This is a genomic window from Silvimonas sp. (genome assembly GCF_031291215.1).
Lineage (GTDB): Bacteria > Pseudomonadota > Gammaproteobacteria > Burkholderiales > Chitinibacteraceae > Silvimonas > Silvimonas soli.
Genome location: NZ_JARLJK010000136.1, coordinates 150,636 through 177,036, shown reverse-complemented (window position 1 = coordinate 177,036; position 26,401 = coordinate 150,636). Strand labels below are relative to the sequence as shown.

The following is a 26,401-nucleotide window of genomic DNA, read 5'->3' as shown; positions in this document are numbered from 1 at the left end:
AATGCCTTTGACTTCCTCTGCATCCGCCGCAGTCCTTGGCGCTGGCGTAATCACCATCTCGATCTTGCCTGGTATCAATGGAGATGCGGCGATTGGGGCATTTGCCGGGGCATCGCTGTTTGTAATCAGCGCCAAAGAGCTTGGTCGGGGCCGCCGACTGGTTTACTTGCTGGTGTCGTGGGTGATCGGTTACATGGCCACAGAAGATGTTTTGCGTTTCGTCCCAATCACCAGTTCCGGGTTAGTCGCCTTTTTCAATTCGCTGCTGATTGTGACCATCGCCCTAGGCCTGGTTGAAGGAGCCAAGGCGTTCGATTTTGGCGGTGCCTTCAGTAATTTGATTGACGGTGTTACCGGCATTTTTCGGGGGCGCGGCAAATGACTTTCATTTCCCTGCTAACAGCCATGCTGGCATTGCTTATCGCGATCCGGCTATTGACCTATGACCGTAAGGGCGCGACGTTCCGGCGCCACATTTCCTTTATCGCCTGGATGCTTCTGGTCTGCTGCATCGACGTCACCATCGGCGTGTTTTGCGGTTGGTATCGCAATATCCCACCGGGCATCGCCTTATTGATGACCTTGCTTTGCATTCGGGTCTGGCGCCGGTCGGGCAATATCGCCGATGTTCTGAGGGGGCTTTAACTTGCAATTGACTGAACACTTTTCGCTGGAAGAAATGACTGCAAGCCAGACCGCAACCAGGTTGGGCCTCAACAATCAACCCGGCCCCGACGAAATCACAAACCTTCATCGCGTCTGCTCTGAACTGGAGCGCGTGCGTGGAATGCTGGGTGTACCTTTGCTGGTGTCTTCTGGCTACCGATCAATCAAGGTTAACGCTGCAGTTGGTGGCTCGGCAACGTCAGCCCATCGCTTTGGTCTGGCCGCAGACTTTACCGCGCCGCGTTTCGGTAACCCGCTGGCGATCTGCAAAGCCATCGCGCAAAGCGATCTCCAGTTCGACCAATTGATTTACGAGGGTGGCAACGGTGGCTGGGTACACCTTGGGCTAGCGTCCGGGAACTCAAAACCGCGTCGCCAAGTCCTGTCGTGGACTAAGGGCATCGGTTACCAATCAGGGTTAGTTTTACCATGATCAAACCCGCTAGCTTGCGGACTACTATTTTCGAAGCATTGCCCACACTGGGCCGCGATCCCGACAAGTTTCTCTGTTTCATCGATAGCGGCCAGCTTCTGGCGACCGGCGTACCAGCAAGCAGCTGGGAATATCGCTACCAACTCAATCTCATTCTTACCGATTTTGCCGGCAAACCGGATGCTCTGTTTTTGCCGATTGTGAGATGGCTTCACATTCACCAGCCTGAGTTGTTGGCCAACGATCAGTTACGCGAGCACGCGATTGCTTTTGAGGTGGATATTCTGGATGACGAGAGGGTAGATATTGCTGTGCGCATCCCGTTGCGGGAGTCCGTCATTGCCAGTGCCGATGGTGGCGGCCAACTCGTCCATCCGCCTGAGCCAATGCCGGCAGCGTCAGACTGGTCGTCGGTGGGCCTGTAACTTGGCAAACAATCCCGAATTGCTTAGTGCGTGGCTATCAGCGCTGGCTATCAAACTTCAGCCAGCTAGCCGCCGCGCTCTTGCACGCAAACTTGGCCAGCAACTGCGTAAATGCCAGACGCTGCGAATTGCCAGCCAGAAAAATGCGGACGGCAGCGACTACCGACCCCGCGTCAACCGCGAGAAGAATCACAAAAACAGCGAAGGCCGAATAAAGCGCACGGGCAAAATGTTCGTCAAACTGCGCACTGCCAGGCATTTGCGCCTTGAGGCCACGTCAGAAGGCTTGGCAGTTGGATATGGCGGAAATGTCGCCAGGATCGCCAGAGTTCATCAATATGGGCTGCGTGACCGGATTTCTAGAAATGGGCCTGATTATGTCTATCCGCAGCGCGAGTTACTGGGATTTGGTAGTTTGGAACGTGAAGCTCTCCAAGCAAAGATGTTGGAATGGCTAATTAGCACGCTTTGATAGGTCTGGCCTCACTTGCAGAGGCCAGACATCCAGAATGCCTTATGCAGCTTGTCCAGAGAAAGAGCTGAAAATTTGAAGGGCATAACCTGACTCAAAGAACCAGCCAAATGCTAATGCAAATCCTGAGATAATTCCGCCTCGAACAGGACGAAACGGATTCACTAAGCGAAGAAATCCGTTCCCCTCTGTATCTCCATCACCAAATGCATACAGAGCAATAAAAACACCCATGAACAGGGCAAAAATCGCTGCTACACCCACAAAAATTGCCCCCACCATGCAACCCACCACAATGTTATGGCCATATGAATTAAGGCCATTCCAGAACTGAATGGGAGTGGAAGACTGTTGGCTGAGCTCAATGATTCGCGGATCAAGCATTGTTTGGCCGTACATGGCCAAACCAAACACGCATGAAGACAGCAATACGCCGTAGAGCGCAGCAACCGTTCCGCGTACTTCGTCTGATCTATTAATCAGCAGGTAGGCCAGTGTAATTAATGAAGGAAGGCCCGCAACCAAGCTAGCTAGTTTAATGTAGTGATACACCCACTCTGCATTTTTAACGTAAAGCCAACCTACGCCAACCGCAACAATAAACAAGCCAACCGCCGCTCCAATTACATCATCACCTTTATTCGGATCAGTTGAATTGTTTGTTTTATGGTGATGGTGATGCTCTTGGGTGAGCGTTTGTACAACGTTGCCGCTTCCAATTACATTGCCATTCCCACGAATTCTGTTACCACTATTGTTCCCATTTAATTTCATGAATCTCACCCCCCGGTGATTAGTAAATGCACTGAATAAAATCAGACATGTTTTGTCATTTGCTTTAAACATCAGCGAAATCTAATTTACGACGAACGCACCGATTCTGCCAACAAGCGGTATGCCAATGTATTAACTAGCTCACATGTCATATTTGACAGGTAGAACGTTCTCTCTTTTTCTGCATCTACCATTAATTCAACAAGGATTTATAAACAGCTGTGTTTTCGGTGTGTCCGGGTATGACACACCCTGGAGGTGATGAGCTTTTGTAGATTCATGGGCATCGTATGCACATGGACCAAACCCCAGAAATTCACCGCCTGATTGCGTCGCTTATTCGCATCGGCATCGTTCACAGCCGCGATCTGGCAGACCCCGCCGCTCCTCGCTATGCTATTGCATCGGGCGCGCTGCTGACATCGCCACTTCCCTGCATTGCAAGTCGCGCTGGCAAAACAAGTAGCTCGTCACCGCTAGATATTGGAGAGCAGGTAGTCTTGCTCTGCCCAAGCGGAGATCCGGCCGCAGCCATAGTACTGGGCTCCCTGCCCTCCAATGATTTCCCGGCGCCAACGACCAGCGAAACCCTCCATTGCACCCAATACAGCGACGGTGCTGTGATCTCGTACGATACGGCATCTGGCTCGCTCACCGTGTCGGGTATCAAGACGGCAGAAGTTACCGCTTCTGGCGCGGTTGTTCTGCGCGCGGCCACGGTCACTATCGACGCGCAACAAACCACCATCAAAGGCGCTTGCACCGTTCAAGGGCCGTTCGCTTATATGGCGGGCATGAGCGGCGCCGATGGTGGTAATGGCCAAGGGACTGCGATTAGCGGCCAGTTCTCCCATAAGGACGGCAAACTCTCGTCCAACGGTGTGGTACTGGATAGCCATGATCACGGTAACGTGCAAAACGGTGGTGGCCGAACGGATGGCCCGCGATGAGCTGGGGCATGAATGCGGCAACGGGCCGTGCTTTGACCGATCTGGATCATATCCGCCAATCCGTGCAACGCATCCTGGCCACGCCGTTAGGTACGCGCCTGGCCCGGCGCACGTTCGGCGCCATGGCCGCTGAACAAATTGACCTGCCACTGCATGCGGTCACATTACAAAAAACTCGCGCTGCTGCCGTGATGGCATTGCGCCGTTGGGAACCCAGGCTTCGTCTCACCCGGGTTGATTTCATTATCGGCGACAAACCTGGTAGCGCATTTGCAGACCTCACCGCAGAGCGGGTTGATGGCTCTCGAATTGAAAGCGTACGGCTAACGGTTCCAGTACGTGGAGGCACGGCATGAGCGGCCCCATCGATCTTTCGCAATTACCGGTCCCGGTGATCATTGAGTCGCTGGATTTTGAAACGATTTTTGCTGAGCGCAAAATTGGGCTGATTGCGCTGGTAGCGCCAGAAAGGCGCGAAGAGGTTCGCCAGACGCTATTGCTTGAATCAGAGCCGCTAACCCTGTTGCTACAAGAGTCTGCCTATCGCGAACTAGTTTTGCGACAGCGGATCAATGAGGCCTGCCTCGCCGTCATGGTGCCTTATGCTGAAGGCCCCGACCTGGACAATCTTGCGGCTGGCTTTAACGTTTCTCGGCTGTTGGTCTCTCCTGCTGACAACACCGTGGTGCCACCTATCACGGCAATCTACGAGCCAGATGATGAGCTGCGCCCACGCATTCCCGACTCATTTGAAGGCATGAGCGTGGCCGGTCCAAGCGGCGCTTATTTGGTCCACGCCCGCGCTGCTGATGGCCGTATTGCCGACGTATCTGTGGAAAGCCCGGAACCATGTGACATCGTCGTTGCTGTGCTGTCGCGTGAAGGGGATGGCACTGCATCGCAAGATATTCTCGCCAATGTCATGGCAGCACTTTCGGACGAAGACGTGCGTCCGCTGGGTGACCGTCTCACCGTGCAATCAGCAGAAATTGTCCCCTACGGTATTGAGGTCGTTTTGTACCTCTATCGCGGGCCAGAAGCTGAACTAGTCCTGGCTGCGGCCAATGCACGCATCGACAAATACCGGAACGTACAACGCAAGCTCGGACGCAGTATTCGGCATTCTGCCCTTGATGCAGCTTCTCACGTGGAAGGTGTCGAGCATGTGGGCATCGTGTCGCCTCCCGAAGATATTGTGCTGACCAAACTACAGGCGGGGTTTTGCACCGGCATAACCATCCGAACGGTGGTGCTGGATGACTGACCCCTGTCTTCTACCCCCATCCAGCACGCAACTTGAGCGCAATGTTGCCGCTGCGTGCGCGCCATTGGCTGCCGTGCCGGTACCCCAGCGCACCCTATGGCTAATTGACAGCTGTCCCAGTGCCCTCCTGCCCCATCTTGCCTGGACATTTTCAGTTGATCGTTGGGATGCCGACTGGCCAGAGGCAACAAAACGGGCAGTCATCAAGTCAGCCGCATTTGTGCACCAACGCAAAGGCACCATCGGGGCAATCCGCCGCGTGGTTGAGCCCTTGGGCTACCTGATTCGGATGTTGGAGTGGTGGGAGACGAATCCGCCGGGTCAGCGCGGCACATTCCAGCTTGAGGTGGGTGTTCTCGATACCGGCATCACTGAAGAGATGTATGTCGAGCTGGAGCGATTGATCGAGGACGCAAAGCGGAAAAGCCAGCATCTGACGCGTTTGGCAGTTGTTCTTGAATCTCACGGTAGCGTGTCCATCGGCATATCCGCTTACCAGGGTGACGAGCTAACTGTTTACCCCTGGCAACCTGAGTCCATTTCTGTAGGCGGTACTGGTCTTATCGGTGGCGCCATCCACACTATCGACACCATGAGCATCTATCCATGAGCGCCCAGTATTTTGCGATCCTCACTGCCATCGGCGATGGCCAAACTAGCCAATGCCACAGCCTTGGGAACCACCCTGCAACTAAGCTACATGGCGGTTGGTGATGGTAACGGCAATGTTGTTCCACCAGATCGCAACCAGACAAAACTGGTTAGCGAAAAACGCCGAGCACCGCTAAACAGCCTCAATGTCGACCCGCTCAACCTGAGCCAGATTATTGCGGAACAAGTAATTCCGGAAGAAGTCGGCGGCTGGTGGATTCGAGAATTGGGCCTGTACGACAAAGACGGCAATCTGTGTGCTGTGGCGAATTGTGCCCCTAGCTACAAACCGCAACTGGCCGAAGGCAGCGGGCGTACCCAGGTAATTCGTATGGTGTTGATCGTGTCGAGCACGGCAGCAGTGGAATTGAAAATTGATCCTTCGGTGGTGCTGGCCACTCGCAGATATGTAGATGAGCAAGACGCGGCTCATGCAACTGCGCAAGACCCACATCCGCAATACCTGACTGAGCCCGAAGGTTCAGCACTGATCCAGGTGGCAGTAAACAAATTGGTGAACGGTGCGCCCGAGACACTGGACACACTTGCTGAACTGGCTGCCGCTCTTGGCAATGACCCGAAATATGCGACTACCGTAGCTAATTCGCTGAATATGAAAGCGCCTCTGAACTCTCCAGCGCTAACCGGTCTTCCAACTGGCCCGACGGCGCCAGCAGGTACCAACAATGCGCAGCTGGCAACCACCGCCTTTGCGCAATTGGCGATCAACAACGCTATTGCAACTGCGTTTACAGGTGCCAATCAATCCCTTGCCTCTAGTGGTTATCAAAAACTACCAGGGGGGCTAATTCTGCAATGGGGCCAAGTTGTCACCAATGGTGTCAACGTGCCGGCCACATGGACCTACCCGATTTCGTTTCCGAATGCCGCTGTGCACGTCTCAGCAATCAACCTGAATTCTGTAGGAGCGGCCTACCAGGCTTATGTCTATCAAGCGCCAAGCCGTTTTTCCGCGCAAATCGGCTGCAATTATCAGTACGGGGCCAGCAATTTCGTTTTCGCCATCGGCTTTTAAAGGATTGCCATGTATTACTCAAAATCTACCGGTGGCTTCTACGACGCCACGATGGAACTACCAGAAGACGCTGTGGCGATTACCGACGCCCGTTATCGGTTGCTGCTGGACTCCCAAAGCGCTGGCAAGGCTATCGTCGCCAATAAACGAGGCTATCCGATTTCAGTGGACCCCGCGCCGCCTGACACGGAGCAGCTTCGAGCTACCGCGCTCGCCAGTTTGCGGGTATGGGAACAGACAGAACGAACCGCAGGTATTTCATACAACGAGCATCTTTGGCTCACAACGCCGAATGCGTTGCAAGATATTCGGGATGCTTTGCTGGCAGACATTGTGCCGGGCGATATCTGGATCGATGCCGCCAAAAATATCGTACCGATGACCATGCTTGAACTACGCGGCCTATGGGCTGCCTGCGTTGGCCGCGGGGCGGAGATTTTTCAGCGACGGCTGCAAATGGAAGCAGAAATCATGGACATGAAGCAGGACCAACTAGCGGCATTTCTGACCGGTCAGTTGAAAGCCACCGTCGAGTAATAGCAGCAGCGTTGAGTCCACGCCTTCCCTCATCCCCGCTGTTTCGTGTGCCTGCTTCCGGCACACCCTGCTCCATTTCCCCGCTGCGCGCGTGCGCGGCATCCTGAACGCAACAGGAGAAAAAGCCCATGCCAAACGATTACCACCACGGCGTCAGAGTCATTGAGATCAACGAAGGCTCACGCCCAATCCGAACCGTTAACACTGCCATTGTTGGTCTGATTGCATCAGCCGATGACGCTGACGCCTCGGTCTTTCCGCTGAACACGCCTGTGCTGGTTACACGCATTCGCGATGCCATTGGTGTGGCAGGCGCTGGCAAAAAAGGCACACTTAAAGCGGCGCTTTCTGCCATTGCCGATCAATGCAGCCCGCTGATGGTTGTCGTGCGGGTCCCTGTTGGCAAAGATGATGCTGAAAACACGACCAACGTGATTGGCGCCACCGACGACAACGGCAAATACACCGGTATGAAAGCCTTGCTGGCCGCCCAGGCGCAGTTAGGTGTCAAACCGCGTATTTTGGGTTGCCCAGGGCTTGAGTCCCCGGCGGTTGCTGCGGCGCTGGCTAGTATCGCTAAACAATTACGTGGTTTTGGTTACATTGCCGCGCCGCGTTCAATGGCCAAAAAAGAGGATGTGGTCACCTACCGCGATACTTTTGGCCAGCGAGAATTGATGTTGATCTGGCCTGAGTTCACCGGCTGGAATACTGATACGAACAGCGCAACCACCATCTTCGCTGCTGCCACGGCCATGGGTCTACGCGCAAAAATCGATGAAGACGTTGGCTGGCATAAATCGCTGTCCAATGTGGTGGTGGACGGCGTGACTGGCATCAGCCGCGACGTGTTCTTTGATCTGCAAGACACCACGACCGACGCGGATTATCTGAACAGCAACGATATCACCACGCTCATTAACTACAACGGCTTCCGCTTCTGGGGTTCGCGTACCTGTTCGGATGACCCGCTGTTCTGCTTCGAGCCCTACACCCGCACCGCCCAAGTGCTGGCCGACACGATGGCGGATGCCCATATGTGGGCTATCGACAAGCCGCTCTCGCCCAGCTTGGCACGAGACATTGTGGAAGGTCTCAACGATAAATTCCGATCCTGGATTGCCAACGGCTATCTGTTGGGTGGCTCAGCCTGGCTTGACCCCAGTGTGAACACCAAAGACACGCTGAAAGCCGGTGACCTGACGATTGATTATGACTACACGCCACTACCGCCTCTGGAAAACCTGACCTTCCGTCAGCGTATTACAGATCGCTATTTGATGAACTTTGCCGCCGCCGTTGCAGGTCAACCGGTTTGATAAACAGGAGCGCACAGCATGGCGTTACCCCGCACGCTTAAGAACATGAACGTGTTTCACGATGGCGTTAGCCACGTCGGCCAGATCAGCGAAGTGGAGCTACCCAAACTTACCCGCAAAACCGATGAATTTCGCGGTGGCGGTATGGATGGCGGTGTCGAGATCGATCTGGGTCAGGAAAAAATTGAAATGCCGCTCAGCTATGGCGGCTTGATGCGCGAAATGTTGCAGCAATACGGCATCGCGAATATTTCTGGTGTGTTGGTCCGGTTTGCCGGTGCTTATCAGCGAGATGATTCAGGCACCGTTGATGCGGTTGAAGTTATCGCGCGTGGCCGCTGGAAAGAGATTGACCCCGGCAAGGCTAAGCCCGGTGACAAATCGGAATTCAAGGCCACCCTCGCCTGCACCTATTACAAGTTGAGCGTTAACAACGTGGTGGATGTGGAAATTGATCTGGTGAATATGGTGTTTGTATCTGGCGGCGTGGACCGTCTGGCCGATCAACGGCGCGCCATCGGGCTGTAAAACGAAATCGCCCCGACCAAGGCCGGGGCGATATTCAGCCAGCTTCGCAATCGGCAAACCGAATACCGGACCAGTTTATACAAGGAATTGAGACATGAACAAAAATGACTCCCAAGTGGTTGATCTGGATACCGTCCTTCAGCGTGGTGAACAAACGATCAGCGCCATTACCCTGCGCAAACCCAAGTCTGGAGAGCTGCGCGGCATTGCCCTCACCGATCTGATGCGCATGGAAGTTACAGCACTGCAAACCGTGCTGCCCCGCATCAGCGAGCCAACGCTGACCTCGCACGATGTGGCGCAAATGGACCCCGCTGACCTTGCTCAATGCGGCATCGCGGTGGCTGGTTTTTTGCTGCCGAAGGCGGAGAGGCTGGACTCCCCGACCAAGTAGAAGACGCGATGGCAGATCTGGCGCTGGTGTTCCACTGGCAGCCAGATTATCTGGACACCCTCACGCTGCCCGATCTGATGGCATGGCGAGAGCGTGCCCGCATACGTAATGGTGGGGATGATTAATGTCGGCGAGCAACACGCTCAAGCTCGAAGTACTGTTCGCTGGCATCGACCGGCTCACCGGGCCTTTGCGGCAGATGATGGCGGGCAGCAAAGGCATGGCCTCTGCCATCAAAGCCAATCGCGATCAACTGAAACAACTCAATCAGACAGCACGTCAGGTTGAAGGGCTGCGCCGGCTACAGGCGCAAAGTGCCGAAACCTCCAACAAAATGAAGGTTGCCCAAGCAAGCGCGAAAATGCTGGGCCAGCAAATTGCGGGCATGGAAAACCCGTCAAAGTCGTTGGTCGCCCAATTCAAGCAAGCCGAAAAATCCGTCGCAGAACTGACCAAACGCCATCAGGGTGAGCGCCAGGAGCTTTTGCAGTTGCGCAGTGCCATCTCTTCGAGTGGCATCAAAGATTTAACCAGCACTGAAACCCAGCTTAAACAGAAAATCGAAGCCGCCACTTCTGCACTCAAACAGCAAGAAAGCCGGCTGGAGCACATGGGTCAGGCATCGCGTACTTTGGCGAAGAGCCAAGCGCTGGCGGGTAACATGGCCATGGCGGGGTACGCTGGGCGCGCGACTGGCCAACATGTGCTGGGTGCAATGCATCCGATGCTGGAAGAATCGAAAGGATTCCAGACCGAAGCCGCACGAATCCGCGCACTGGGTCTTGGCGATGGGATGAGCGCCGACGCCATTAAATACGCCACGGCGATGAAAACCTATGGCACCAGCACGCGCGATAACCTCGTGCTGATGCGCGATGCAATGACCGTCTTTGCAGACTCGCACCACGCCGAAATGGTCGCACCCACTTTGGCCAAAATGAAATTCGCCAATCAGGCGATGTTTGGCGCCGAAGGTGGCGAGGAGCACGACAAGAAATTCATGGATATGCTCAAGGTCATTGAAATGCGCGGCGGGCTCGCCAGCGAAAAAGCGTTCAAAGATCAGGCCAATATTGTCCAGAAAGTACTGACGGCAACGGGCGGTCGCGTTGGGCCGGAAGAATGGCTGAATCTGATTAAAACCGGCGGACTAGCCGCCAAAGGTCAGGCCGATGAGTCGTTCTATTACAAGCTTGAGCCGCTAGTTCAGGAAATGGGCGGCAATCGTGTCGGCACCGCCATGATGAGTGCCTATCAAGGGATGTATCAGGGCAAAACTACCAAACGCGCGATGACCAACATCGACAAGCTGGGCCTGATTGAGGATCGCAGCAAGGTCCACAACGATAAGGCGGGGCAAGTCTCGTTTATGGACCCCGGCGCGTTGAAAGGTGCGGACATGTTCCGTAAAGACCAGTTTGGGTGGATGGAAAAAGTCCTGTTACCCACTCTGGCCGCCAAGGGCATCACCAGCGATAAGCAGATTCTGGATACCATCGGGTCGATCTTCTCCAACCGCACTGCCTCCAACCTGTTTTCGCAAATGTATTTGCAGCGCAATCAGATCCACAAAAACGCCAAATTGAATGAAGGCGCGGATGGCATCGACAAGCTGAACGACAAAGCCAAAGAAACCGCCGAAGGTAAAGAAATCGAGCTGGCAGCGCGCCGGGCCGATGTCTACCTGAAGCTTGGCCAAACCATCATGCCCGCTTACACCCGCGCGCTGGAGATGGCTGGCAGCGCAATGCAGACTCTAGGCGGGTTCGCCGAAAAGCATCAAACGTTAGTCAAAGCGCTGATGGTGCTGGGCGGTACGTTTGGTGTGTTGCTGGTGGCGTTTGGCTCGGTCGCTGTCGCCATTGCTGGTTTTGTCGGTCCCTTTGCAATGTTGCGATATGGTTTTACCATGATGCCCGACACGATCAGTACCGTTGGCAAAGCTTTATCTCTGTTCAAATCCGGCATTGTCGGCACGTTCCGAGCTATCGGCACCGGCATCTCGTTTCTGGCCGCCAATCCGATGATGTTGGCGGTCATTGCCATCATCGCCAGTCTCGCAGTGATCGCGTACGTGATTTACAAACACTGGGAACCGATCAAAGGCTTCTTTGTGGGTCTGTGGAGTCAGGTCAAAGCGGCCTTTGCGGGTGGTTTCACTGGCGTTGCTGCACTGCTGCTCAACTGGTCCCCGCTGGGGCTGTTTTACAAAGCATTTGCGGGCGTGCTTTCGTGGTTTGGTATCGAGCTTCCCGGCAAATTCACTGAGTTTGGCGCGATGATCCTGCGCGGCTTGGCCAAGGGAATTACTGGTGCGCTTAGCTATGTCAAAGATGCAGTGACCGGCGCGGGTGATGCCACTATTGGCTGGTTTAAAGAAAAACTCGGCATTCACTCCCCCAGCCGAGTCTTCGCTGAGCTGGGCGGTTTTACCATGGCCGGGCTTGATCAGGGTTTGACGCGTGGCCAGCAAGGGCCGCTCGCCTCGATGTCTAAACTTGCCGGCAAGCTCGTTGCTGCCGGCGCAGGGTTCATGATTGGATCGACAGGCGCCGCCGCTGACGTACGTATCGACAGTCGCCCGCCGTTGTCGGCCAGCGCTCAAGGTGGCGCGCCGGTTATCCGCTTTGGCAGCGTCATCATTCAGGTTACGCCAACACAAGGCATGGATGAGGCTGCACTCGCTCGGATGGTACGACAGGAAATCGAAACGCTTGCGCGCCAGAGCGCATCACGCGCCCGCTCGCGCCTTTCCGACAGTGGGGTTGATTGATGTCTGAATTTGGCGCTTTGCTCGAAACAGCACGAGATATTGCATGGATAGTCGATCATGCCAGCCCGGCCCCGAAAATCTCTAACCTGGCATCACTTGGGTTATTTGTTTTCCGGTTACAAAGCGTTCCTTTTCAGCAAATGCAGCGGCAAACTAGTTGGAAGCACGCCAGCGGCCAGCGTGTCGGGGCGCGTCCGCTCGATCAGTTTTTGGGTCCGGACGCCGACAACATCACATTAAGCGGTGAGCTGTACCCGGAGTTAACTGGTGGCGTTGTTGATCTGGATGAATTGCGAGGCATGGGCGATCTGGGCGCGGCATGGCCGCTGATTGACGGTTCCGGGTATATCTACGGTGACTTCACGATTACGGATATCTCCGAAACCCGTAGCGTGCTGATGTGGGATGGTTCGCCGCGCAAGATCGAATTTTCGCTATCGTTAAAGCGGGTGCCAGACGATCTAGATCAGCCCGCGCCGGCCAGCAATAGCACGGGTCCATAATATGGGTGTTCTGGTTCCGCGCTACCGGCTGCAAGTGAATGGCAAAGACATCACCAGTATTGTTGAAAACCGGCTGGAGTCGCTATCACTGAGCGTGAAAAGCGGTTTTGAGGCTGACCAGCTGGATTTGTCATTACATGATCATGATGGGCGCCTCGCCCTGCCCCCGCGCCAAGCGGAGATCCGCGTCTGGCTGGGGTGGGAAGATTTGGGCCTCGTCGATTGTGGCCGATACAATGTGGATGAAGTCGAGCATTCTGGAAGCCCGGACCGGCTACGCATCACCGCTCGCTCGGCTGATTTTTGCGATGGGCTACTTCAGCAATACGAGCGTAGCTACCACGGCAAAACCATTGGCCAGATCGTGGCCAGTATCGCTACCGAATCCAAATTAACGCCGGTTGTATCGCCCGCGTTGGCCAGCCAGGTGGTTGACCATATCGACCAGACACGCGAGAGCGACGCCAACTTTCTCACACGCCTTGCGCGCCGTTATGACGCCATTGCCACAGTAAAAAGCGGCAAGCTATTGTTCATGCCGATGGGCGAGGCCAAAACCGCCAGCGGCAAACCCATCGAGCGCGTCACTATCACCCGGCAATCTGGTGATCAGCATCGCTACACCGTAGCCGATCGCGACAATTTCAGTGGTGTGAAGGCGTGCTACCAGAACGTCAAAGGCGCCAAGACCGCGAGCGTGCTGGTTGGCAAAGAAGGCAACGTCAAAACCCTGCACCACACCTACGCCAGCAAAGCCAACGCCCAGCGCGCCGCGGAGTCGCACTGGCAGCGCATTCAGCGCGGCACAGTGTCTTTCTCTCTTACCTTGGCGCGTGGTCGCGTTGACCTTTGTCCGGAGACGCCGGTTACTGTGTCAGGGTTCAAGCCGGAAATTGACGATACGACCTGGATATTGCGCGACCTGCAGCATAGCCTGGACGGGAGTGGCGGACTGACTACAACTGCGCAGTTTGACAAGAAGATTGCGGAAGTGGCGGACGATCAGTAGCAATTTCATCAAGCCCAAAAAAGCGCAAATGACGCTTATTTTACAAACCACAACAACCACCTCCTCGTCGAACTAGTTTGAGTTCGCACAAATGCCACAGCCAATACTTATTTCTTGATTTATTGAAAACCAATTATATGATATATGACAACTTCAACCAAGCATATTAACCAAAGGATTTTTTATGGATTTATCAACATCAATTCTTGACCACATTGATAAACTTGGAACCCCCGGACTAAGCATTGCAGGTATTGCTTTTTTCGCTTTTCTCTACCTATTGAAGTTCTCCCAAGATCTACGCTCAGCACCTCTAGCGATTAAAGACAAGAAATTCGAAACGTTATCAAAAACAATTACATCTTCCGATTTCGAAAAAACACCGGGAATAATTTTAGAGTTGGTTTTTTCTCAGTATTTTGGACTTATCTTGCCAAACAAGGAAATTCATGAGGTTCTTAAGTCAGACAATCAAATGGAAACTATTGTTGATCTAAAATACTGCAGACAAATGTTAAAGTTTGACAAAGAAAATAAAACATATGAATACAAAGGAAAATACCCCCTTCGCGTCAGGGAGATTGCCGCTGACCTTACGTACTTACTGTCGTCGATCATGCTAATTGTCGTATCCGTACTGGCCCTCTTCCCCGGACAATGGGGCTACCTCATTTTTACGGCAGTATTCTCACTTTGTATTTATGCCTCCTGGATTACGCTTAGATCCATTTCTGCTGCAAAACGAGTACTTGGTATCGTCCCGCGCACCTAATACACCGCAAGCCGGTGACCGCATAGCCCTGCATCAATCCGCATCGCGCGCTGGCGGTCAAAATCCCATGACGTCCCGCTCTGCTGCTGCTTTATGCTGCCTACCATGCACTGCATAAAAACCACTCAAAATGCATCGCAGGCGCGGAGGGGGTGACAGCGCGCCGTGGGAAAACATCACTCACTTCACAGTCGTTCCGGAACATCTTGGGCAGGTGCGTGCTTAACAACAGGCGCGAAGGATGACGGTGCCAACATCGTCGGGCTCGCAGATCGCGTGTTAGCAACCTGTAATTTATGACAGTATTATGTGATTGAAATATGCAGGATAAAACCTACATTTCGTCGCTTTATGGTAGATATAGCTTCTGGGTCAAATCGAAACACTTGTATTGCTTTTTCAGACGTGAAAACGGTAGCGCTCGTGGAGGATTGACCACATGAAGAAAGTATATTTTCGGAAAACCATTCCGCAGATTTTGCCGTTCCTTGTACTTCCTTGCCTAACCTCCTGCTCGTCATATTCGCCCCCGCCCAACGCTGGCGAACACTCGACGACCGCCAACGTTCACTTGAATCTAGCAGGCGACATAACGCCGGCACCGGCGCCGACACCGACGCCGGCAGCAACCGTTTATACAATCACCCCGTTTACCGGCTACTCAGATAAGTGGTCAGCATCGAATGCCCATGGAGATGACTTCCCCGGTGCGTATACCAGAGTTATTGTGACTGCAAAACTCGATGCTGACGGTAAGGCTACTGCCTCGACCAAGACTACTTCGGGAGACGAGGCAAACGCATCTGCAAGCGGCTCGCCTGCTAAAGCCACCCAAGCATATCCATACCAGCCCAGGCCCTGGATATGGCGGGCACTATGGGGCGAGGAGTTTGCAATTAATCTCTCTGCGAGGGTAACCGCGGACGGATTTGACGTCGTCATTCCACTTGCGACTTTGGGACATCAGAGCAATTCAGAGGGAGAGCAATGGCAGCGCGTTGTTTACCACGATGTGAGCAGCTTCCCTCTATTTCTTATAAAGACCAGCAGTTCAGGAATGTCGCCCAGGGTGGCGGTATCTTTAAATGGTACAAAAACAATTACCTCCAGAGGGGCTTCTGCGGGTCTGTCGGTCGCACTGCAGCTTGTTAATGCAGTATCTAAAATGCCACCTGTGGTGACAACGCTTACCCAAGGTCTGACACGCGAACATGCTAATGCAGTGGACACCGCTATATCTCAGCTTTTTTCGGAAGGAATCTCTGAAAGCCAAGTTAGTGATCGCGATCTCAGATTGTGGAATGCAGACTTAACAAATCAAGGGGGTGGTTTGGAAATTTCATTTAGTATTCCACGAAACGAAGGGAACTGGGACTCAGATGCAGATCCAATTGGGGTGTGGAATATTACTTTTGACGCGCCAAGACCCTCAATTTTTTCAGACTGGCGAGCCTGCGGGGAAAATGTTCCCAAAATACCGCATTGCGCAACGAACATAGCGACCGCAACTACAAATGTACTGGCCGCTATCTCAGCAAATGAAGTACTTAGTTACAATTTAGTCGACACCGCTGGACAAAAAGAATTAGGATCAATTAGCTCTTACTTGCTCCAAAAGGATTGGTACAGCACCTCAATGGCCGCCTTTGGAAAAGCAAATACACAACATGATGTTGATAATTTTTGTCGACAAATTCGCAGCGCAATTACATCGCTAAATCTGAACGGGTTTGACGCTGATATTGTAACTTGGGGTGTTTATGCAGGCATGCCTTTGCCTGACGGGGTCGCTGATAAGATGGCAACATCCGTTGACGGTTCATGTGGCACCGTTATACCGCTTAAAAAAAATAGAGCACCCTGAGCAAATCAACGGATCAACACGCATGAGCCGTCAAATATGCGACTTCATGCCACACACTCGTTAAGACCCTCAGTAAAAACCCGCCATCAGGCGGGTTTTTTTATCAATCGATAAAATTCGGACTCAAGCCGCCCGCAAATCTCTCAACACCTCAGGGTGCTGCTCCGCCACGCGCAGCAAAGTCTTGGCCGCACCAGTCGGCTCACGACGACCCTGCTCCCAATCCTGTAGGGTTCTGGCGCTCACGCCCAGCAACGCTGCAAACGCAGTCTGTGAGAGCCCCACCTTAGTACGGGCCTCCGCAACCGGTGACAACGCCACTTGCGTCACACGCCCCGCCTTGCCCGTCTTCATCTCCCGCACCGAGTGCAGCAAATCGGCTTGGAATTGTTCCAGTTCCTTATCCATGTAAAACCTCTTCACGCAATTGGTTGAGAAAAGCCACTGGCAAATTATCAAACTTCGCCTTGGTGTAAACGATCAGCAAATAGATGCGGCCATCATCAAGTTGATTGTAGTAAATCACCCTTGCCCCGCCGCGCTTTCCCATACCGGCGCGGCTCCAGCGCACCTTGCGCAGACCGCCTGCGCCTGGAATCACATCACCCGCCAACGCATTGTTGGCCAGCCACGTAATGAATTCCATACGTTCATCATTGGCCCAGATATCGGCAGCGTATCGCTGGAAAACAGGTGTTTCAATGACCGTGTACATGCACCCAATATACGGCAATGCCGTACTCCAATCAAGTAAAAAGCATTTTACGACCGGCGCCTTGGCGGGATGGGCGGTCAAAAAACGCCGAAGCCCGGCATTTATTGATGCGGAGTAAGTATTTGTCGTGTTTTCACGTCAGTCTATGACTTACAGTATCAGAAGTAACTAATATGAGTGATACTCAGTCTCTGAAAAATTCTTCCCAAAATGGTGCATTGCCAGCACCGGATCAACCGCACCAACCAATAAAGAGAGATCGTGATGGGTACATTTGTAGATAATTCGTTGATCCCAGGTGAGAAAGTCGAGTCGTACGCCCTCGTCTCCTGGCTAAGCCAAACCGGCCTGCTGATCTGGGCAGTTCTGCTGGTCTGGACAGTTGTATTTCCCATCCTTTTCATTCTGATGGCGATCATCAACGTAACCACCACCGAACTCGCTGTCACAAACAAGAAAATCGTAGGCAAAGCCGGGTTTATCCGGCGCGTATCGGTAGATCTGCCGCTGGCCAAGCTGGAATCGGTAAATATCGATCAGAGCCTGCTTGGCCGCATGCTGGGTTATGGCCGAGTCACCATCCGCGGTATCGGCGGTAACAATGTCAGCATCCCCTACATCAAAGCGCCAATGGACTTTCGTCGTGTGGTCATGAGCATCATCGACAGTCCGGCCACTGCTACGGTGTAAGCCAACCATCTATATGGGAAAAGGGGCCCTGGCCCCTTTTGCCTTAGGATCGACGACCTAGCTTGTGGCGGCCCTGCGAAGGGCAGTAGCAAGGGCATTCAGTCGTGATTTATCGCCGCATTTCGCAAGTCGTACGCGGAGCGTTGCCCTTTTAATGCGACAACCAAACTCTTGCAGCCGAAAATCTATTAAAGGAAGTAAGAAGTCTTTTCCAGAAATCGCATGTATAGGTGAAGGCAAAGCTTTGATACGGGTGAGCAGTTGCTTATAAGTCTTCAAAACATCCGTTGGGTCAGCTACTTTTTCTGCTGCCGCCAAACATTCCGACTTTAGTTTCTCGACTTTAGTGGGATCAAGTCTCGGATATTTCCCTCTCTTGGCTTTGCTACAAAGCATCGCTACTTTGTTTGAAACGGTGGGTACTGTTGGATCAAAAGTGTGAACTGTGGCAAAAGCGGCAAAAAGTTCCAACAAACTTTCCTGCACTCCAGAAATCCACGCACTAAATGCCAATTGCAATTGTGCGTCCGCTTCAGTTGCGGGCAATTCCTCGGAGAGTACCAATGACAGCGCCTGTTCACAAAGAAGCAAATTCTCCACACAATATGCATCATGACAGTGCAGGCCAGCCACGTTAGGAGTGGGCTCACCTTTAACCCAATACAAGTCCCCATCTATTATAAAAAGAGCACGCCTCTTCTTGTAGTCATGAATCTTAGCCGTTTCTATAACAGAGCGTCTTCCACCCAGAGCAAAAACACGCGCAACGGTTAGCTCTCCATTAGTTGCAAATTTTATCAAGCTACGATAAAACGGCTCATCATTGGTGTCTTCTACATAGACATCTATATCTTGAAGTTCACTAAATAATCGTTGAACTGCCGGTTTCGCACGTTCTGGCCATTTAAGCATCTATCTTGCCATCCATGCTGACACATGCCGAATCCAGATCCAAAATAATGGCAGGGGAATGAGTTGCCAGAATAAACTGGACTTTTGGATTTGCAATGCAGATGGCATCAACAAATTTTTCTTGCCAGTCAATATGAAGTGACAGCTCTGGTTCATCAACTATAAATACTCCACTATCCTTTAAATTTGGATTCAAAGATAAATGGGCAAGCATAATGAGCAATTGTCGCTCGCCTGATGAAAGCGAGGATATTGGCCGTAGTACTGCATCGCCATTTATGCTAACAAACAATTGACCAGTCACACCAACCACAACACTCTTTTTGGTTTGAACAAGGAATGTATTTACAAGTTTAAGGAAGCTATCAATGGGTGATCTAAGAGAATTACGTCGTTCAATATATTCATTCAGCATACTCAAATGATTGAGAACTCGGTCTGCCTGGGGCCGATTAACAATCCATTCAATATATTCCTTACTAATAGTTGTCTTCGTGGCAGCACTCACTTTTTTAAACTTTCCGCCGGCCGACTGCTCGTGGTCACCTTTTTCAAGAAGATCCAAAAGATTGTTCATCTTTCCGAAAAAATTTTCTAGCGCCTCTTGAATTTCTGGAACTGGTACTTTGAGCTCCCCAGCACTATTGATATGAGCAAATTGCCCGCGATATTTTTCAAGTTCATTCCGCGAAGGTGGTTGAGCACGACCTAAGATGTCAGAAGGGTTATATTCGAATGCTTTTTTAAAAAAATCATTTCTTAGCTGTTCATCAAGCTTTTCCTGTTCGGCGCGAATTTCCTGAACACTTGTCAATACCAAATAATTAACCTCAACAAGCGAGACGGGTGGAGACACTCCTTTGAGCCCAGCTTCTTCTGGCCACAGTCGTCGCGCCATATATTCTCGGCGTCTAACGTCATCACTCTCGTCGCGGGGCACTCCCGGAACAAGAAAGCGACGATCCAATCCTAAAAACATGGGAGTTGAAAGACTTAGGATCATTTGATACGTAGCATTTGACTGGGCAAATTCTCTTGTTTTCGAAAGCGGCTCTTCTTTAAGTTTAGAATCTAAAACAATATCAAGCTCTGTCCGTGACATGATTAGACTTTCATCGACGCCTGTTATTTGCAAAACCAAGCCATCAATACTCTTTGTTGCCTGCAAAACAAGTTCAACACTGTCATTAAGTATTGAAAGGGACGCATACGAAAAATTGATATTTGCAATTTCAATTAAATTGGGTGTCAATAGCGCCATAATCAAACGAAGCGCTGAAGTCTTTCCAGAGCCATTAAGGCCCGTTAAAAAATTAAGCTCATCATTAAATGAAATGTCAATTGGCAGATACCCATGGACATTTTCCGCATAGAATCTAGTGATTTTCAAGGCAGAGTACTCAGTAGTTTTATCAGATTTTATTTTACTAGCCAGTAAGATAAACGTAGCTATATGCAGTTTGCCATAACAAGAAAAAATCAACGCTAGAAATATAAATTCACGTTGGCTTTTCCCAACAAGCACAAAAGGGAAAGTTATACGATCTCAAAAAAGAAAGAAAAATATCTCAGCGTGACGCTTGATCCACAGTTCGCTCCGCCTCCGCAAAGTTTCTGTGCATATTGGCGTATGCAGCATCCCACTTCGCAAAACTTTCTGTTGCAAGCGCATGCAAAGACTCCGAATCGGAGGAAAGGCCAAGTTCAGTGCGGATAGCGATCAGTGCATCAATCTGAAGGGGTGACAGCAACTTCAGCTGCTCAAAGATGGTTTTGTTGATGGCCGGTTCGAGAGCCCTGTATTCTGCCCAAAGCTTGTTCCTCTGGTCCGAAAACGATTTAGAGGTTGCCTGGTAGGCGTCAAACTTTGCCTGCAACGCTGCAAAGACAAGCGGCTGTGCTTCCACTGTTTCAGTCACCGCATTCATAGCAGCCAGAATGCGCGCAATTTCCGTTTCCGAACGATTGTAATGCTCGGTGATATTTTCAATGGAACTTCGTAACATTAGAAGCGGGGAAACGGCGGGTAGCGCAATCAACAAAAAACTTGTGCACTGATCAGTAACATTTCTAATTTTCAGAACCGTTTCCTGGCGCCCAACTAGCCCAATCTTGGACGCACAGGCAAGAAATGTGACCATGGGACTTTTTGTCAATGCTTCCGGCCCTTCTGAAGCTAAGGACCCAAAGGTATGCATTAATTTGGTTAGCTCTTCAGACATCTGCATATATAGAGAGTGGCGCAAGTCTGAGATACGCTCATCCTCTTTCATTTTTAGCTCATGGGCCAACTGGAGTTTAAGATTTCTAGAAGTTTGCCAACCGGCAATCCATGTTGCCATAATGGCACTAGCAGCCCCCACTATGCCGCTGACCAACGAGGTCCAAAACTCTTTGGGAAGGCTGCTAACAAATTCAAACATGACTGTCCCGCGATTGTTGTTAGTGTTCCCGGATGGGATTGGCCCCCAGCGCCGCCAGCACCGCCACTCTCACCGCCTCTGGCGCAGCGTTGAAAGCTGCGACCAGTCTCAGTTCTTCCCTGTTGGTGCGCTGACCAGTAAGCACATACACCGCATCCACGCCATATCGTGCAAGATTGTCGAGATAGTTCAAGTCAATCTTGGAGGCCGATTTTTCGTAGCGGCTTTGCGTATTTCTACTTACCCCACCCAGTGCGGCAAATTCTTCTTGGCCCAAGCCTAATCTAGTGCGCTCGGAAACTAGGCGCTCGGGCACGCCATCAAACAAGGTGTTCTCAGCGGTAGTCATTGGATGGATAAATCCTGCATGCACCATTTTTGGTGCAAATCAATTTCATGCACATTTTTTGATGCAAGAATGGTTCTGTTACTAACCGTCCAGGATATTACACCATGCAAACCGTATCCCGTCCGCGCCGCCGCTCTCCCAACCGCATCAGCTGTGGTAAACGCGTCAACATGGTGCTGATGCAGGTCGAGCACACCACACTGAATACCACTGCAGACCAGCTCGGTTGTCTGCCTACCACCACTGCCCGCATCGCCACTGTGTTGGGCCTCAAGCAATTGCAGGACATGAGCGCACAACAAGTCTCTCAGGTCGTGGACCGCTTCTGTAGTGCACAGGACCACAACGTCGCATCCCATGCGACCTTGGCCACAGTTTAAGCCGCTGGCATTCAATATTCAGGGGGCACGTTATGCGTATTCGTTATCTGAACAAGTATCTAAAAAAGCACTGTGGCACTGAGTTGCGGGTGGCAGGGCATACTGCAAAATATTTGCTGAAGTGCTGCGATGATCTCGAACTGAATGCGGCTATAGATGAACTGAACCGGCTCAGGCAAACGATACCGGTTCAGGCGTTGCGCCAGTCGGGGCTGGCGGCGCAGGGCTAGAAATGAAAGCGGCTATCAAACCCTTCGCGGGAAGTCGGCAAGTCGGCCAGGCGATCACGCATACCCAAGCCCAACATCGCCTGGGTACTGCGAACGTAGGCACCAAGCCCGATTGCAGTGAAAACGCGATAAACAGCACCGTTTTCGTTTTCAATCGCAATCACCATGGGCGTGCCGCCGCCGTCCAGATTCAACTTGGCGATCACCTGTTCGACTTGGGTTTCGTAGGCCGGAATAGCCACACCCGCAATATATTGACCCACCATACAAACGCTCCTTTTGAAAAACCAGAGGAATGTTACGTATTGCGCGAAGGCGGCGCTTAGACAATGAGCAACCGTTGCCCAAAATGCGGTCAGCTAGCCGTTACACGAACCAGCAAGTGGGTGTCTGTGCTGGCCAAAGAAGCAACCTGCCAATGCACCAACGCCTACTGCTCATGCTCATTTGTCGTGGTGACTGAAGCAATACGCATCATTAACCCTGGCGTCTGGCCCAATCCACTCACAGAACTGCCCGAACGAAACCGGGCCAACCGCAATGGCCCTTTACCAGGGCAAGGAGCGTTAGACCTTGCCTGACCTGATCCGCTAGACCCCGTTTCACCCCGTTTTTAACCGCCTGATCGTGCTGCCAAACCAGCGCGAGGGGTTTTGTTACGCCCAAATTCTGGAGCGCATGCCATGCAACCCAACACCACCGCAGCTCACGCCGCCCTGCTCGCCCAGGTCAGCCGCTACCCCGGTCGTTACCCGGTTGCAGCGGCATTGCCAGAATCTGCGCCTCAGCCATTGCTGCAGCCCGTACCAGAACGCAAGCCAGACGCACTCACCACCGGCCAGCGCGAACACCTATTGAAGGTGCGCGCTGCCCTGATAACGCAATGTGGCCCGCTGGATGAATTACTGAGCAGCACGGCATGGATCGCAGTGAATGGCCTCTCCTCCGCGGATTGGCGTTCAGTGGGTAGCGCAGCCGGGCGGTTGGTGGGGTTGATTGAGCTGGTGCTAGAGCGTGACCGCGCAGCGCGGGAGATTGGCTTGCGGCGTACCAGTTTGAAAAAGCGCCACGTCCTTGCGGAGGCGGCGCAATGAATCAGTTTATTGGGCGGACCGCATTAGGCCAGTACGGCGAGAAAACGCTGCCACAAAGTCAGTTTGTCAGGCTGCAGCCCCATTTCCAGCGCTGCGTCGTTGTAGGCCACAAAAGTCAGCCCCTGCAATGTGGCAGAGCTAGCGCCCTGCAACTTGGCCACGCCAGCGCCAATGGCGTCCAAAGCTTCACCTTCGCCCAACCGGCGAAACAACTTACCCCACCTTCTGTGCCAGCCCGCAAAAGCGTGCACTTTTCCTGCCGGGTCGATCTGATTATCCAGTACCACGATGACGGCAATAGATACGCCAGCAATAGTGCCCAGCCAGCCTTTGTCTCCCGTCAAAAAGGCCAGCGCCCCCATGCCAAACAGCAGACTCAAACCAGAAAACCACTGCCGGAGATGTCCGTACAGTGCTTTGTGCCTTGCGTTCAGACAAAGGCCATAGCGAATTGTGAATTCCAGATTGTGGCGTTCCTCGGTATGAGGGAGTTGGCCTGCGCTCATTTGAAGACTCCTTATTTCGCCTTCTCAGGTGGAGGCGGGGGTGGTGGTGGGGGCGGCGGTTTGGGCGGCCGCTGGTCCCTTAAATGTTCCTTTTCCATGGTGGTTCCTTTGCGAATGGTTGGTTTGGTCTCGGCCGAGACAAATCAGAGACTAGCGAATGGAGCTGCCACCCTCTTTGCGCTGTGCCAGGGGGCGCTATGAAAGCCTTGGCTCCCTACTGGCGCAACATGGCTACCAACTTGGGCCGCGCATGGCGCAATGCGGATAGCACGTCCCCAGCCTGGTCGCCCCGCCAAGCCGTTACCGCAGATTGGCTGGCTCAACAAGAAGCCAAGCGCGAGCGCCAGGAGCAACGTGACATCGAGCGTTTGCTGGTCGGCGTGCCCAAGTCTTTGCACGACCCGCTGCGCCGGCGCTGGAAATCCATTCGCACCAATACCACCGGCAAAAAGACTGGGCAGTGGCCGCAGATCAGAATCCACGGTGTAACCGACCATGTAGACGGCTCGCATCTGCGCGCCGCCAATATCTGGTTGCGTGAGACTGCCAGCCAGATCAAAGACACCGCATTACCGATCTGCGCGCCTGATGAAGAACTCGGCCAGATCGCCCACCGCATCGCCGGTCGCTTGCATATCACCGCTGCCAAGGCGGAACCAGAAGCATTACTTCAATTCGCCACCCGTTATGGTGTGGCTTTGGACTGGAACCCGGACAACCCCGCGGACATTCTGGCGCTGTCCAAACGTGTGCAAGACGAACTGTGGTGGCGTGGCCGGTTGAAACGCGCCGTCGCCCAGCACATTGAGCACGCCTTTATTACCCTGGGCGAAGTCGCCAAAAACCGTGACGCCTTTGTCAGCGACGAAACCCACCGCCGATTAACACGGCGCCGCGCTAACAGCCGCCGTGCGCTGGCTGCTGCCGAAGCCACCAACGAAACCGGCTACACCGCCACGCTAGAAGACCTGAGCAACCGTAGTGTGTCCAACCCGGCGCTGCGCCGCACCGAACTCATGACCCGCGTTCACGGCATGGAAGTGGCCGCGCAAGAAATGGGCTGGGGAGCATGGTTCCTCACCCTCACCGCGCCCAGCGCCTACCACCGCGTCAGCGCGCATTACAACGGCGCATCGCCCCGCGACACTCAGCAATATCTCTGCCGCGTCTGGCAACGTGCCCGCGCCCTACTCGCCAAGTATGAAATCACGCCATTCGGTGTACGCGTAGCCGAACCCCACGGCGACGGCACGCCACACTGGCACTTACTGCTGTGGGCACCAGAAGGCCGGGCAGATCTGATGCTGGAGATCATCCGAGAGAAAGCCCTGCAGGTAGATGGCGACGAGCCCGGCGCGCAAGAGCACCGCTTTACCGTCAAAGCCATCGATCCCACCAAAGGCAGCGCAGTCGGCTACATCGCCAAATACTTGGCCAAGAACATCGACGGTTATCGCATGGACGATGACTACGAATCCGGCCTGAGCGTGGCCACTGCTGCAAAGCGCGTACGCAACTGGGCCAGTTGCTGGCGCATCCGCCAGTTCCAGCCGCTCGGCCAGCCACCGGTCACGGTCTGGCGCGAACTACGCAAAGCCGATGCCGCCGCCCAAGCCGACCTGTTTGCCGATGATCGCGTGTTAATGCTGCGCGAGCTTTACCAAGCGGCCGACATTGGCGATTGGGCCAAATACCTCACTTCATGGCATGCCATCCGGGGCGGCTTTAAGGTCAAGGTCGAGCCGCATATGGTCGCCGACCCAGAAACCGGCGAACTGGTGCAGCCGCTCAACAAATACGGCGAACCCAAAACCATCCGCAGTGCCGTGGTGATCCGCGACGTTCACCACCGGGTCATCGAGCGCATCCACACCCGCCTGCATGAATGGGAAGTGACTTGGGGTCGGGACAAGACCATCGCCAATCTATTGGCCAGCCAACCCTCGCCCACTGGCGCCGGTTTTGGCCCCGGCCCGGCTTTTGAAGTTCGGCGCAGTGGCGAAGCCGCGAGCACTTGGACCTGTGTCAATAACTGTAACCGGGCAAAAACGGGGAAAACCGGAACAACAGAAAAACCCCAACAAAAACAATGCATTGATTGCAAATTAGCACAAATACATAAAACCGCACCGGGTGAACAAATCCGGTCATCCCACCACTGGGAAGCAGAAATCACGCTTGTACTCCCTCCCAATCTCGCTGGATCTGGTACTGGTCACGCAATCCAAAAGCCAGAAAACAGCGCCAATCAGGATGAGCACAACCATGAGCAATGACATTTTCATAAAAGCGGCCCGCACCGCGGCGCTATCGGAAAAACTCGGCAAGGCACTAGACGATATGACCGTCGCTGCGGGCAAAGTCATGCTGGCAATTGACGACTATCAAGAGCGTGAAGCCCACGCTGGGCTGGAAACCAGTCAACTGGTGTTGGACGCCGTGCTACTAGAAGTCAGTGACTTCTACAGTGCGGAAGCCGCCCCGGCCAGCCTGCGCAAGCACCATGAATGCACTGCAGCCACACCCCCAGCATTTGAGAAATCTTCAAGCGCAGCCACCGTCCCGCCGCAGCGCATTGACGTCGCCATCACGATCAACTTGGGGGCTTAACCATGCGCGCCCTTGCCTCTGTGGCCCGCACTCGCCGCCCCGCGGGGCTGGTGCTGGTAGACCGTTCCGATAATTTCGCCACCCTGCGCCAGTATGCGGCGGCAGGCTGGCGCATCACCAAC

The 26,401-nt window shown here is 53.2% G+C and carries 36 protein-coding genes; 27 read left to right on the top strand and 9 right to left on the bottom strand.

Annotated features, from left to right (window positions below; all coding sequences use genetic code 11):
* Window position 1 precedes the first annotated feature (1 nt).
* From P4L78_RS16425 to P4L78_RS16405, 5 genes are read left to right on the top strand one after another with little or no spacing between them, the layout of a single operon-like run.
* A complete protein-coding gene (locus tag P4L78_RS16425) occupies window positions 2-382 on the top strand; it encodes a putative holin (protein WP_309329056.1) in 381 nt (126 codons plus the stop codon).
* The gene (locus P4L78_RS16420; RefSeq protein WP_309329053.1) at window positions 379-645 is read left to right on the top strand and encodes a phage holin family protein; all 267 of its coding nucleotides are present in this window, start codon (window positions 379-381) and stop codon (window positions 643-645) included. The genes P4L78_RS16425 and P4L78_RS16420 overlap by 4 nt, the downstream gene beginning before the upstream one ends.
* A 1-nt stretch (window position 646) precedes the next feature.
* Window positions 647-1,099 carry a D-Ala-D-Ala carboxypeptidase family metallohydrolase gene (locus P4L78_RS16415; RefSeq protein WP_309329050.1) on the top strand — a complete coding sequence of 151 codons (453 nt, stop codon included), beginning with the start codon at window positions 647-649 and terminating at the stop codon, window positions 1,097-1,099.
* Window positions 1,096-1,524, top strand: a complete 429-nt coding sequence (locus P4L78_RS16410; RefSeq protein WP_309329047.1) for a phage tail protein — start codon at window positions 1,096-1,098, stop codon at window positions 1,522-1,524. The genes P4L78_RS16415 and P4L78_RS16410 overlap by 4 nt, the downstream gene beginning before the upstream one ends.
* A gap of 1 nt (window position 1,525) precedes the next feature.
* Window positions 1,526-1,996, top strand: coding sequence for a phage virion morphogenesis protein (locus tag P4L78_RS16405; protein WP_309329044.1), 471 nt, complete (start codon window positions 1,526-1,528; stop codon window positions 1,994-1,996).
* 42 nt (window positions 1,997-2,038) lie between these two features.
* On the opposite strand, the gene P4L78_RS16400 is transcribed toward P4L78_RS16405, so the two are convergent.
* A complete protein-coding gene (locus P4L78_RS16400; protein WP_309329041.1) occupies window positions 2,039-2,842 on the bottom strand; it encodes a hypothetical protein in 804 nt (267 codons plus the stop codon).
* A 224-nt stretch (window positions 2,843-3,066) separates the two neighbouring features.
* Between P4L78_RS16400 and P4L78_RS16395 the strand changes: the two genes are divergently transcribed.
* The 15 genes from P4L78_RS16395 to P4L78_RS16325 all read left to right on the top strand — a co-directional run bounded on the left by P4L78_RS16395 (window position 3,067) and on the right by P4L78_RS16325 (window position 16,370).
* A complete protein-coding gene (locus tag P4L78_RS16395; protein ID WP_309329038.1) occupies window positions 3,067-3,720 on the top strand; it encodes a phage baseplate assembly protein V in 654 nt (217 codons plus the stop codon).
* Entirely contained in the window at window positions 3,717-4,076 is a 360-nt protein-coding gene (locus P4L78_RS16390) for a GPW/gp25 family protein (protein ID WP_309329036.1), read from the top strand. Before P4L78_RS16395 ends, P4L78_RS16390 begins: the two co-directional genes overlap by 4 nt.
* Window positions 4,073-4,984 carry a baseplate J/gp47 family protein gene (locus P4L78_RS16385; protein WP_309329033.1) on the top strand — a complete coding sequence of 304 codons (912 nt, stop codon included), beginning with the start codon at window positions 4,073-4,075 and terminating at the stop codon, window positions 4,982-4,984. Before P4L78_RS16390 ends, P4L78_RS16385 begins: the two co-directional genes overlap by 4 nt.
* Window positions 4,977-5,594, top strand: a complete 618-nt coding sequence (locus P4L78_RS16380; protein ID WP_309329030.1) for a phage tail protein I — start codon at window positions 4,977-4,979, stop codon at window positions 5,592-5,594. Before P4L78_RS16385 ends, P4L78_RS16380 begins: the two co-directional genes overlap by 8 nt.
* Window positions 5,595-5,630: 36 nt before the next feature.
* The gene (locus P4L78_RS16375; RefSeq protein WP_405051572.1) at window positions 5,631-6,671 is read left to right on the top strand and encodes a phage tail protein; all 1,041 of its coding nucleotides are present in this window, start codon (window positions 5,631-5,633) and stop codon (window positions 6,669-6,671) included.
* A gap of 9 nt (window positions 6,672-6,680) precedes the next feature.
* Window positions 6,681-7,208 carry a DUF4376 domain-containing protein gene (locus tag P4L78_RS16370; RefSeq protein ID WP_309329025.1) on the top strand — a complete coding sequence of 176 codons (528 nt, stop codon included), beginning with the start codon at window positions 6,681-6,683 and terminating at the stop codon, window positions 7,206-7,208.
* Between the two features lie 128 nt (window positions 7,209-7,336).
* Window positions 7,337-8,527: a phage tail sheath protein gene (locus tag P4L78_RS16365; RefSeq protein WP_309329022.1), complete on the top strand. Its 1,191-nt coding sequence runs from the start codon at window positions 7,337-7,339 to the stop codon at window positions 8,525-8,527.
* Between the two features lie 18 nt (window positions 8,528-8,545).
* Window positions 8,546-9,055: a phage major tail tube protein gene (locus P4L78_RS16360; RefSeq protein ID WP_309329020.1), complete on the top strand. Its 510-nt coding sequence runs from the start codon at window positions 8,546-8,548 to the stop codon at window positions 9,053-9,055.
* A gap of 94 nt (window positions 9,056-9,149) precedes the next feature.
* Window positions 9,150-9,449: a phage tail assembly protein gene (locus P4L78_RS16355; protein WP_309329017.1), complete on the top strand. Its 300-nt coding sequence runs from the start codon at window positions 9,150-9,152 to the stop codon at window positions 9,447-9,449.
* An 8-nt stretch (window positions 9,450-9,457) separates the two neighbouring features.
* Window positions 9,458-9,574: a GpE family phage tail protein gene (locus tag P4L78_RS16350; protein WP_309329014.1), complete on the top strand. Its 117-nt coding sequence runs from the start codon at window positions 9,458-9,460 to the stop codon at window positions 9,572-9,574.
* A complete protein-coding gene (locus P4L78_RS16345; protein WP_309329011.1) occupies window positions 9,574-12,222 on the top strand; it encodes a hypothetical protein in 2,649 nt (882 codons plus the stop codon). The genes P4L78_RS16350 and P4L78_RS16345 overlap by 1 nt, the downstream gene beginning before the upstream one ends.
* A gap of 17 nt (window positions 12,223-12,239) precedes the next feature.
* A complete protein-coding gene (locus P4L78_RS16340) occupies window positions 12,240-12,725 on the top strand; it encodes a phage tail protein (RefSeq protein WP_309329008.1) in 486 nt (161 codons plus the stop codon).
* Window position 12,726: 1 nt separating this feature from the next.
* Window positions 12,727-13,734 carry a phage late control D family protein gene (locus tag P4L78_RS16335; RefSeq protein WP_309329005.1) on the top strand — a complete coding sequence of 336 codons (1,008 nt, stop codon included), beginning with the start codon at window positions 12,727-12,729 and terminating at the stop codon, window positions 13,732-13,734.
* Window positions 13,735-13,918: 184 nt separating this feature from the next.
* On the top strand, window positions 13,919-14,506 hold the full coding sequence (locus tag P4L78_RS16330) for a hypothetical protein (RefSeq protein ID WP_309329002.1): 588 nt from the start codon (window positions 13,919-13,921) through the stop codon (window positions 14,504-14,506).
* Window positions 14,507-14,945: 439 nt separating this feature from the next.
* The gene (locus tag P4L78_RS16325) at window positions 14,946-16,370 is read left to right on the top strand and encodes a hypothetical protein (RefSeq protein ID WP_309328999.1); all 1,425 of its coding nucleotides are present in this window, start codon (window positions 14,946-14,948) and stop codon (window positions 16,368-16,370) included.
* A gap of 123 nt (window positions 16,371-16,493) precedes the next feature.
* Here P4L78_RS16325 and P4L78_RS16320 read toward each other — a convergent pair whose 3' ends face one another.
* Window positions 16,494-16,778, bottom strand: a complete 285-nt coding sequence (locus tag P4L78_RS16320; protein ID WP_309328996.1) for a helix-turn-helix domain-containing protein — start codon at window positions 16,776-16,778, stop codon at window positions 16,494-16,496.
* The gene (locus P4L78_RS16315) at window positions 16,771-17,166 is read right to left on the bottom strand and encodes a DNA-binding protein (protein ID WP_309328993.1); all 396 of its coding nucleotides are present in this window, start codon (window positions 17,164-17,166) and stop codon (window positions 16,771-16,773) included. The genes P4L78_RS16320 and P4L78_RS16315 overlap by 8 nt, the downstream gene beginning before the upstream one ends.
* A 183-nt stretch (window positions 17,167-17,349) precedes the next feature.
* Between P4L78_RS16315 and P4L78_RS16310 the strand changes: the two genes are divergently transcribed.
* Complete coding sequence (locus P4L78_RS16310; RefSeq protein WP_309328991.1) at window positions 17,350-17,775, top strand: PH domain-containing protein; 426 nt, start codon at window positions 17,350-17,352, stop codon at window positions 17,773-17,775.
* A gap of 57 nt (window positions 17,776-17,832) precedes the next feature.
* On the opposite strand, the gene P4L78_RS16305 is transcribed toward P4L78_RS16310, so the two are convergent.
* The 4 genes from P4L78_RS16305 to P4L78_RS16290 all read right to left on the bottom strand — a co-directional run bounded on the left by P4L78_RS16305 (window position 17,833) and on the right by P4L78_RS16290 (window position 21,459).
* The gene (locus P4L78_RS16305) at window positions 17,833-18,687 is read right to left on the bottom strand and encodes a DUF4435 domain-containing protein (protein WP_309328988.1); all 855 of its coding nucleotides are present in this window, start codon (window positions 18,685-18,687) and stop codon (window positions 17,833-17,835) included.
* Window positions 18,680-20,077, bottom strand: a complete 1,398-nt coding sequence (locus P4L78_RS16300; RefSeq protein ID WP_309328985.1) for an AAA family ATPase — start codon at window positions 20,075-20,077, stop codon at window positions 18,680-18,682. Before P4L78_RS16300 ends, P4L78_RS16305 begins: the two co-directional genes overlap by 8 nt.
* Before the next feature lie 178 nt (window positions 20,078-20,255).
* The gene (locus tag P4L78_RS16295) at window positions 20,256-21,110 is read right to left on the bottom strand and encodes a hypothetical protein (protein WP_309328982.1); all 855 of its coding nucleotides are present in this window, start codon (window positions 21,108-21,110) and stop codon (window positions 20,256-20,258) included.
* Between the two features lie 19 nt (window positions 21,111-21,129).
* Window positions 21,130-21,459: a helix-turn-helix transcriptional regulator gene (locus tag P4L78_RS16290; protein WP_309328980.1), complete on the bottom strand. Its 330-nt coding sequence runs from the start codon at window positions 21,457-21,459 to the stop codon at window positions 21,130-21,132.
* Between the two features lie 104 nt (window positions 21,460-21,563).
* On the opposite strand from P4L78_RS16290, the gene P4L78_RS16285 reads away from it, so the two are divergent.
* Window positions 21,564-21,839, top strand: a complete 276-nt coding sequence (locus P4L78_RS16285; protein WP_309328977.1) for a hypothetical protein — start codon at window positions 21,564-21,566, stop codon at window positions 21,837-21,839.
* A 32-nt stretch (window positions 21,840-21,871) separates the two neighbouring features.
* Window positions 21,872-22,069 carry a hypothetical protein gene (locus P4L78_RS16280; RefSeq protein WP_309328974.1) on the top strand — a complete coding sequence of 66 codons (198 nt, stop codon included), beginning with the start codon at window positions 21,872-21,874 and terminating at the stop codon, window positions 22,067-22,069.
* Here P4L78_RS16280 and P4L78_RS16275 read toward each other — a convergent pair.
* Window positions 22,066-22,335: a hypothetical protein gene (locus P4L78_RS16275; protein ID WP_309328971.1), complete on the bottom strand. Its 270-nt coding sequence runs from the start codon at window positions 22,333-22,335 to the stop codon at window positions 22,066-22,068. The two genes, P4L78_RS16280 and P4L78_RS16275, sit on opposite strands and share 4 nt — an antisense overlap.
* Window positions 22,336-22,398: 63 nt before the next feature.
* Between P4L78_RS16275 and P4L78_RS22960 the strand changes: the two genes are divergently transcribed.
* Window positions 22,399-22,650 (top strand): ogr/Delta-like zinc finger family protein, encoded by a 252-nt coding sequence (locus P4L78_RS22960; RefSeq protein WP_405051571.1) that lies wholly within the window; start codon window positions 22,399-22,401, stop codon window positions 22,648-22,650.
* A gap of 102 nt (window positions 22,651-22,752) precedes the next feature.
* On the top strand, window positions 22,753-23,163 hold the full coding sequence (locus tag P4L78_RS16270) for a hypothetical protein (RefSeq protein WP_309328968.1): 411 nt from the start codon (window positions 22,753-22,755) through the stop codon (window positions 23,161-23,163).
* Between the two features lie 23 nt (window positions 23,164-23,186).
* Here P4L78_RS16270 and P4L78_RS16265 read toward each other — a convergent pair whose 3' ends face one another.
* Window positions 23,187-23,669: a hypothetical protein gene (locus tag P4L78_RS16265; RefSeq protein ID WP_309328965.1), complete on the bottom strand. Its 483-nt coding sequence runs from the start codon at window positions 23,667-23,669 to the stop codon at window positions 23,187-23,189.
* 197 nt (window positions 23,670-23,866) lie between these two features.
* On the opposite strand from P4L78_RS16265, the gene P4L78_RS16260 reads away from it, so the two are divergent.
* Window positions 23,867-25,945 carry a replication endonuclease gene (locus tag P4L78_RS16260; protein ID WP_309328961.1) on the top strand — a complete coding sequence of 693 codons (2,079 nt, stop codon included), beginning with the start codon at window positions 23,867-23,869 and terminating at the stop codon, window positions 25,943-25,945.
* Window positions 25,935-26,279: a hypothetical protein gene (locus P4L78_RS16255; protein WP_309328958.1), complete on the top strand. Its 345-nt coding sequence runs from the start codon at window positions 25,935-25,937 to the stop codon at window positions 26,277-26,279. Before P4L78_RS16260 ends, P4L78_RS16255 begins: the two co-directional genes overlap by 11 nt.
* The last annotated feature ends 122 nt before the right edge of the window (window positions 26,280-26,401 follow it).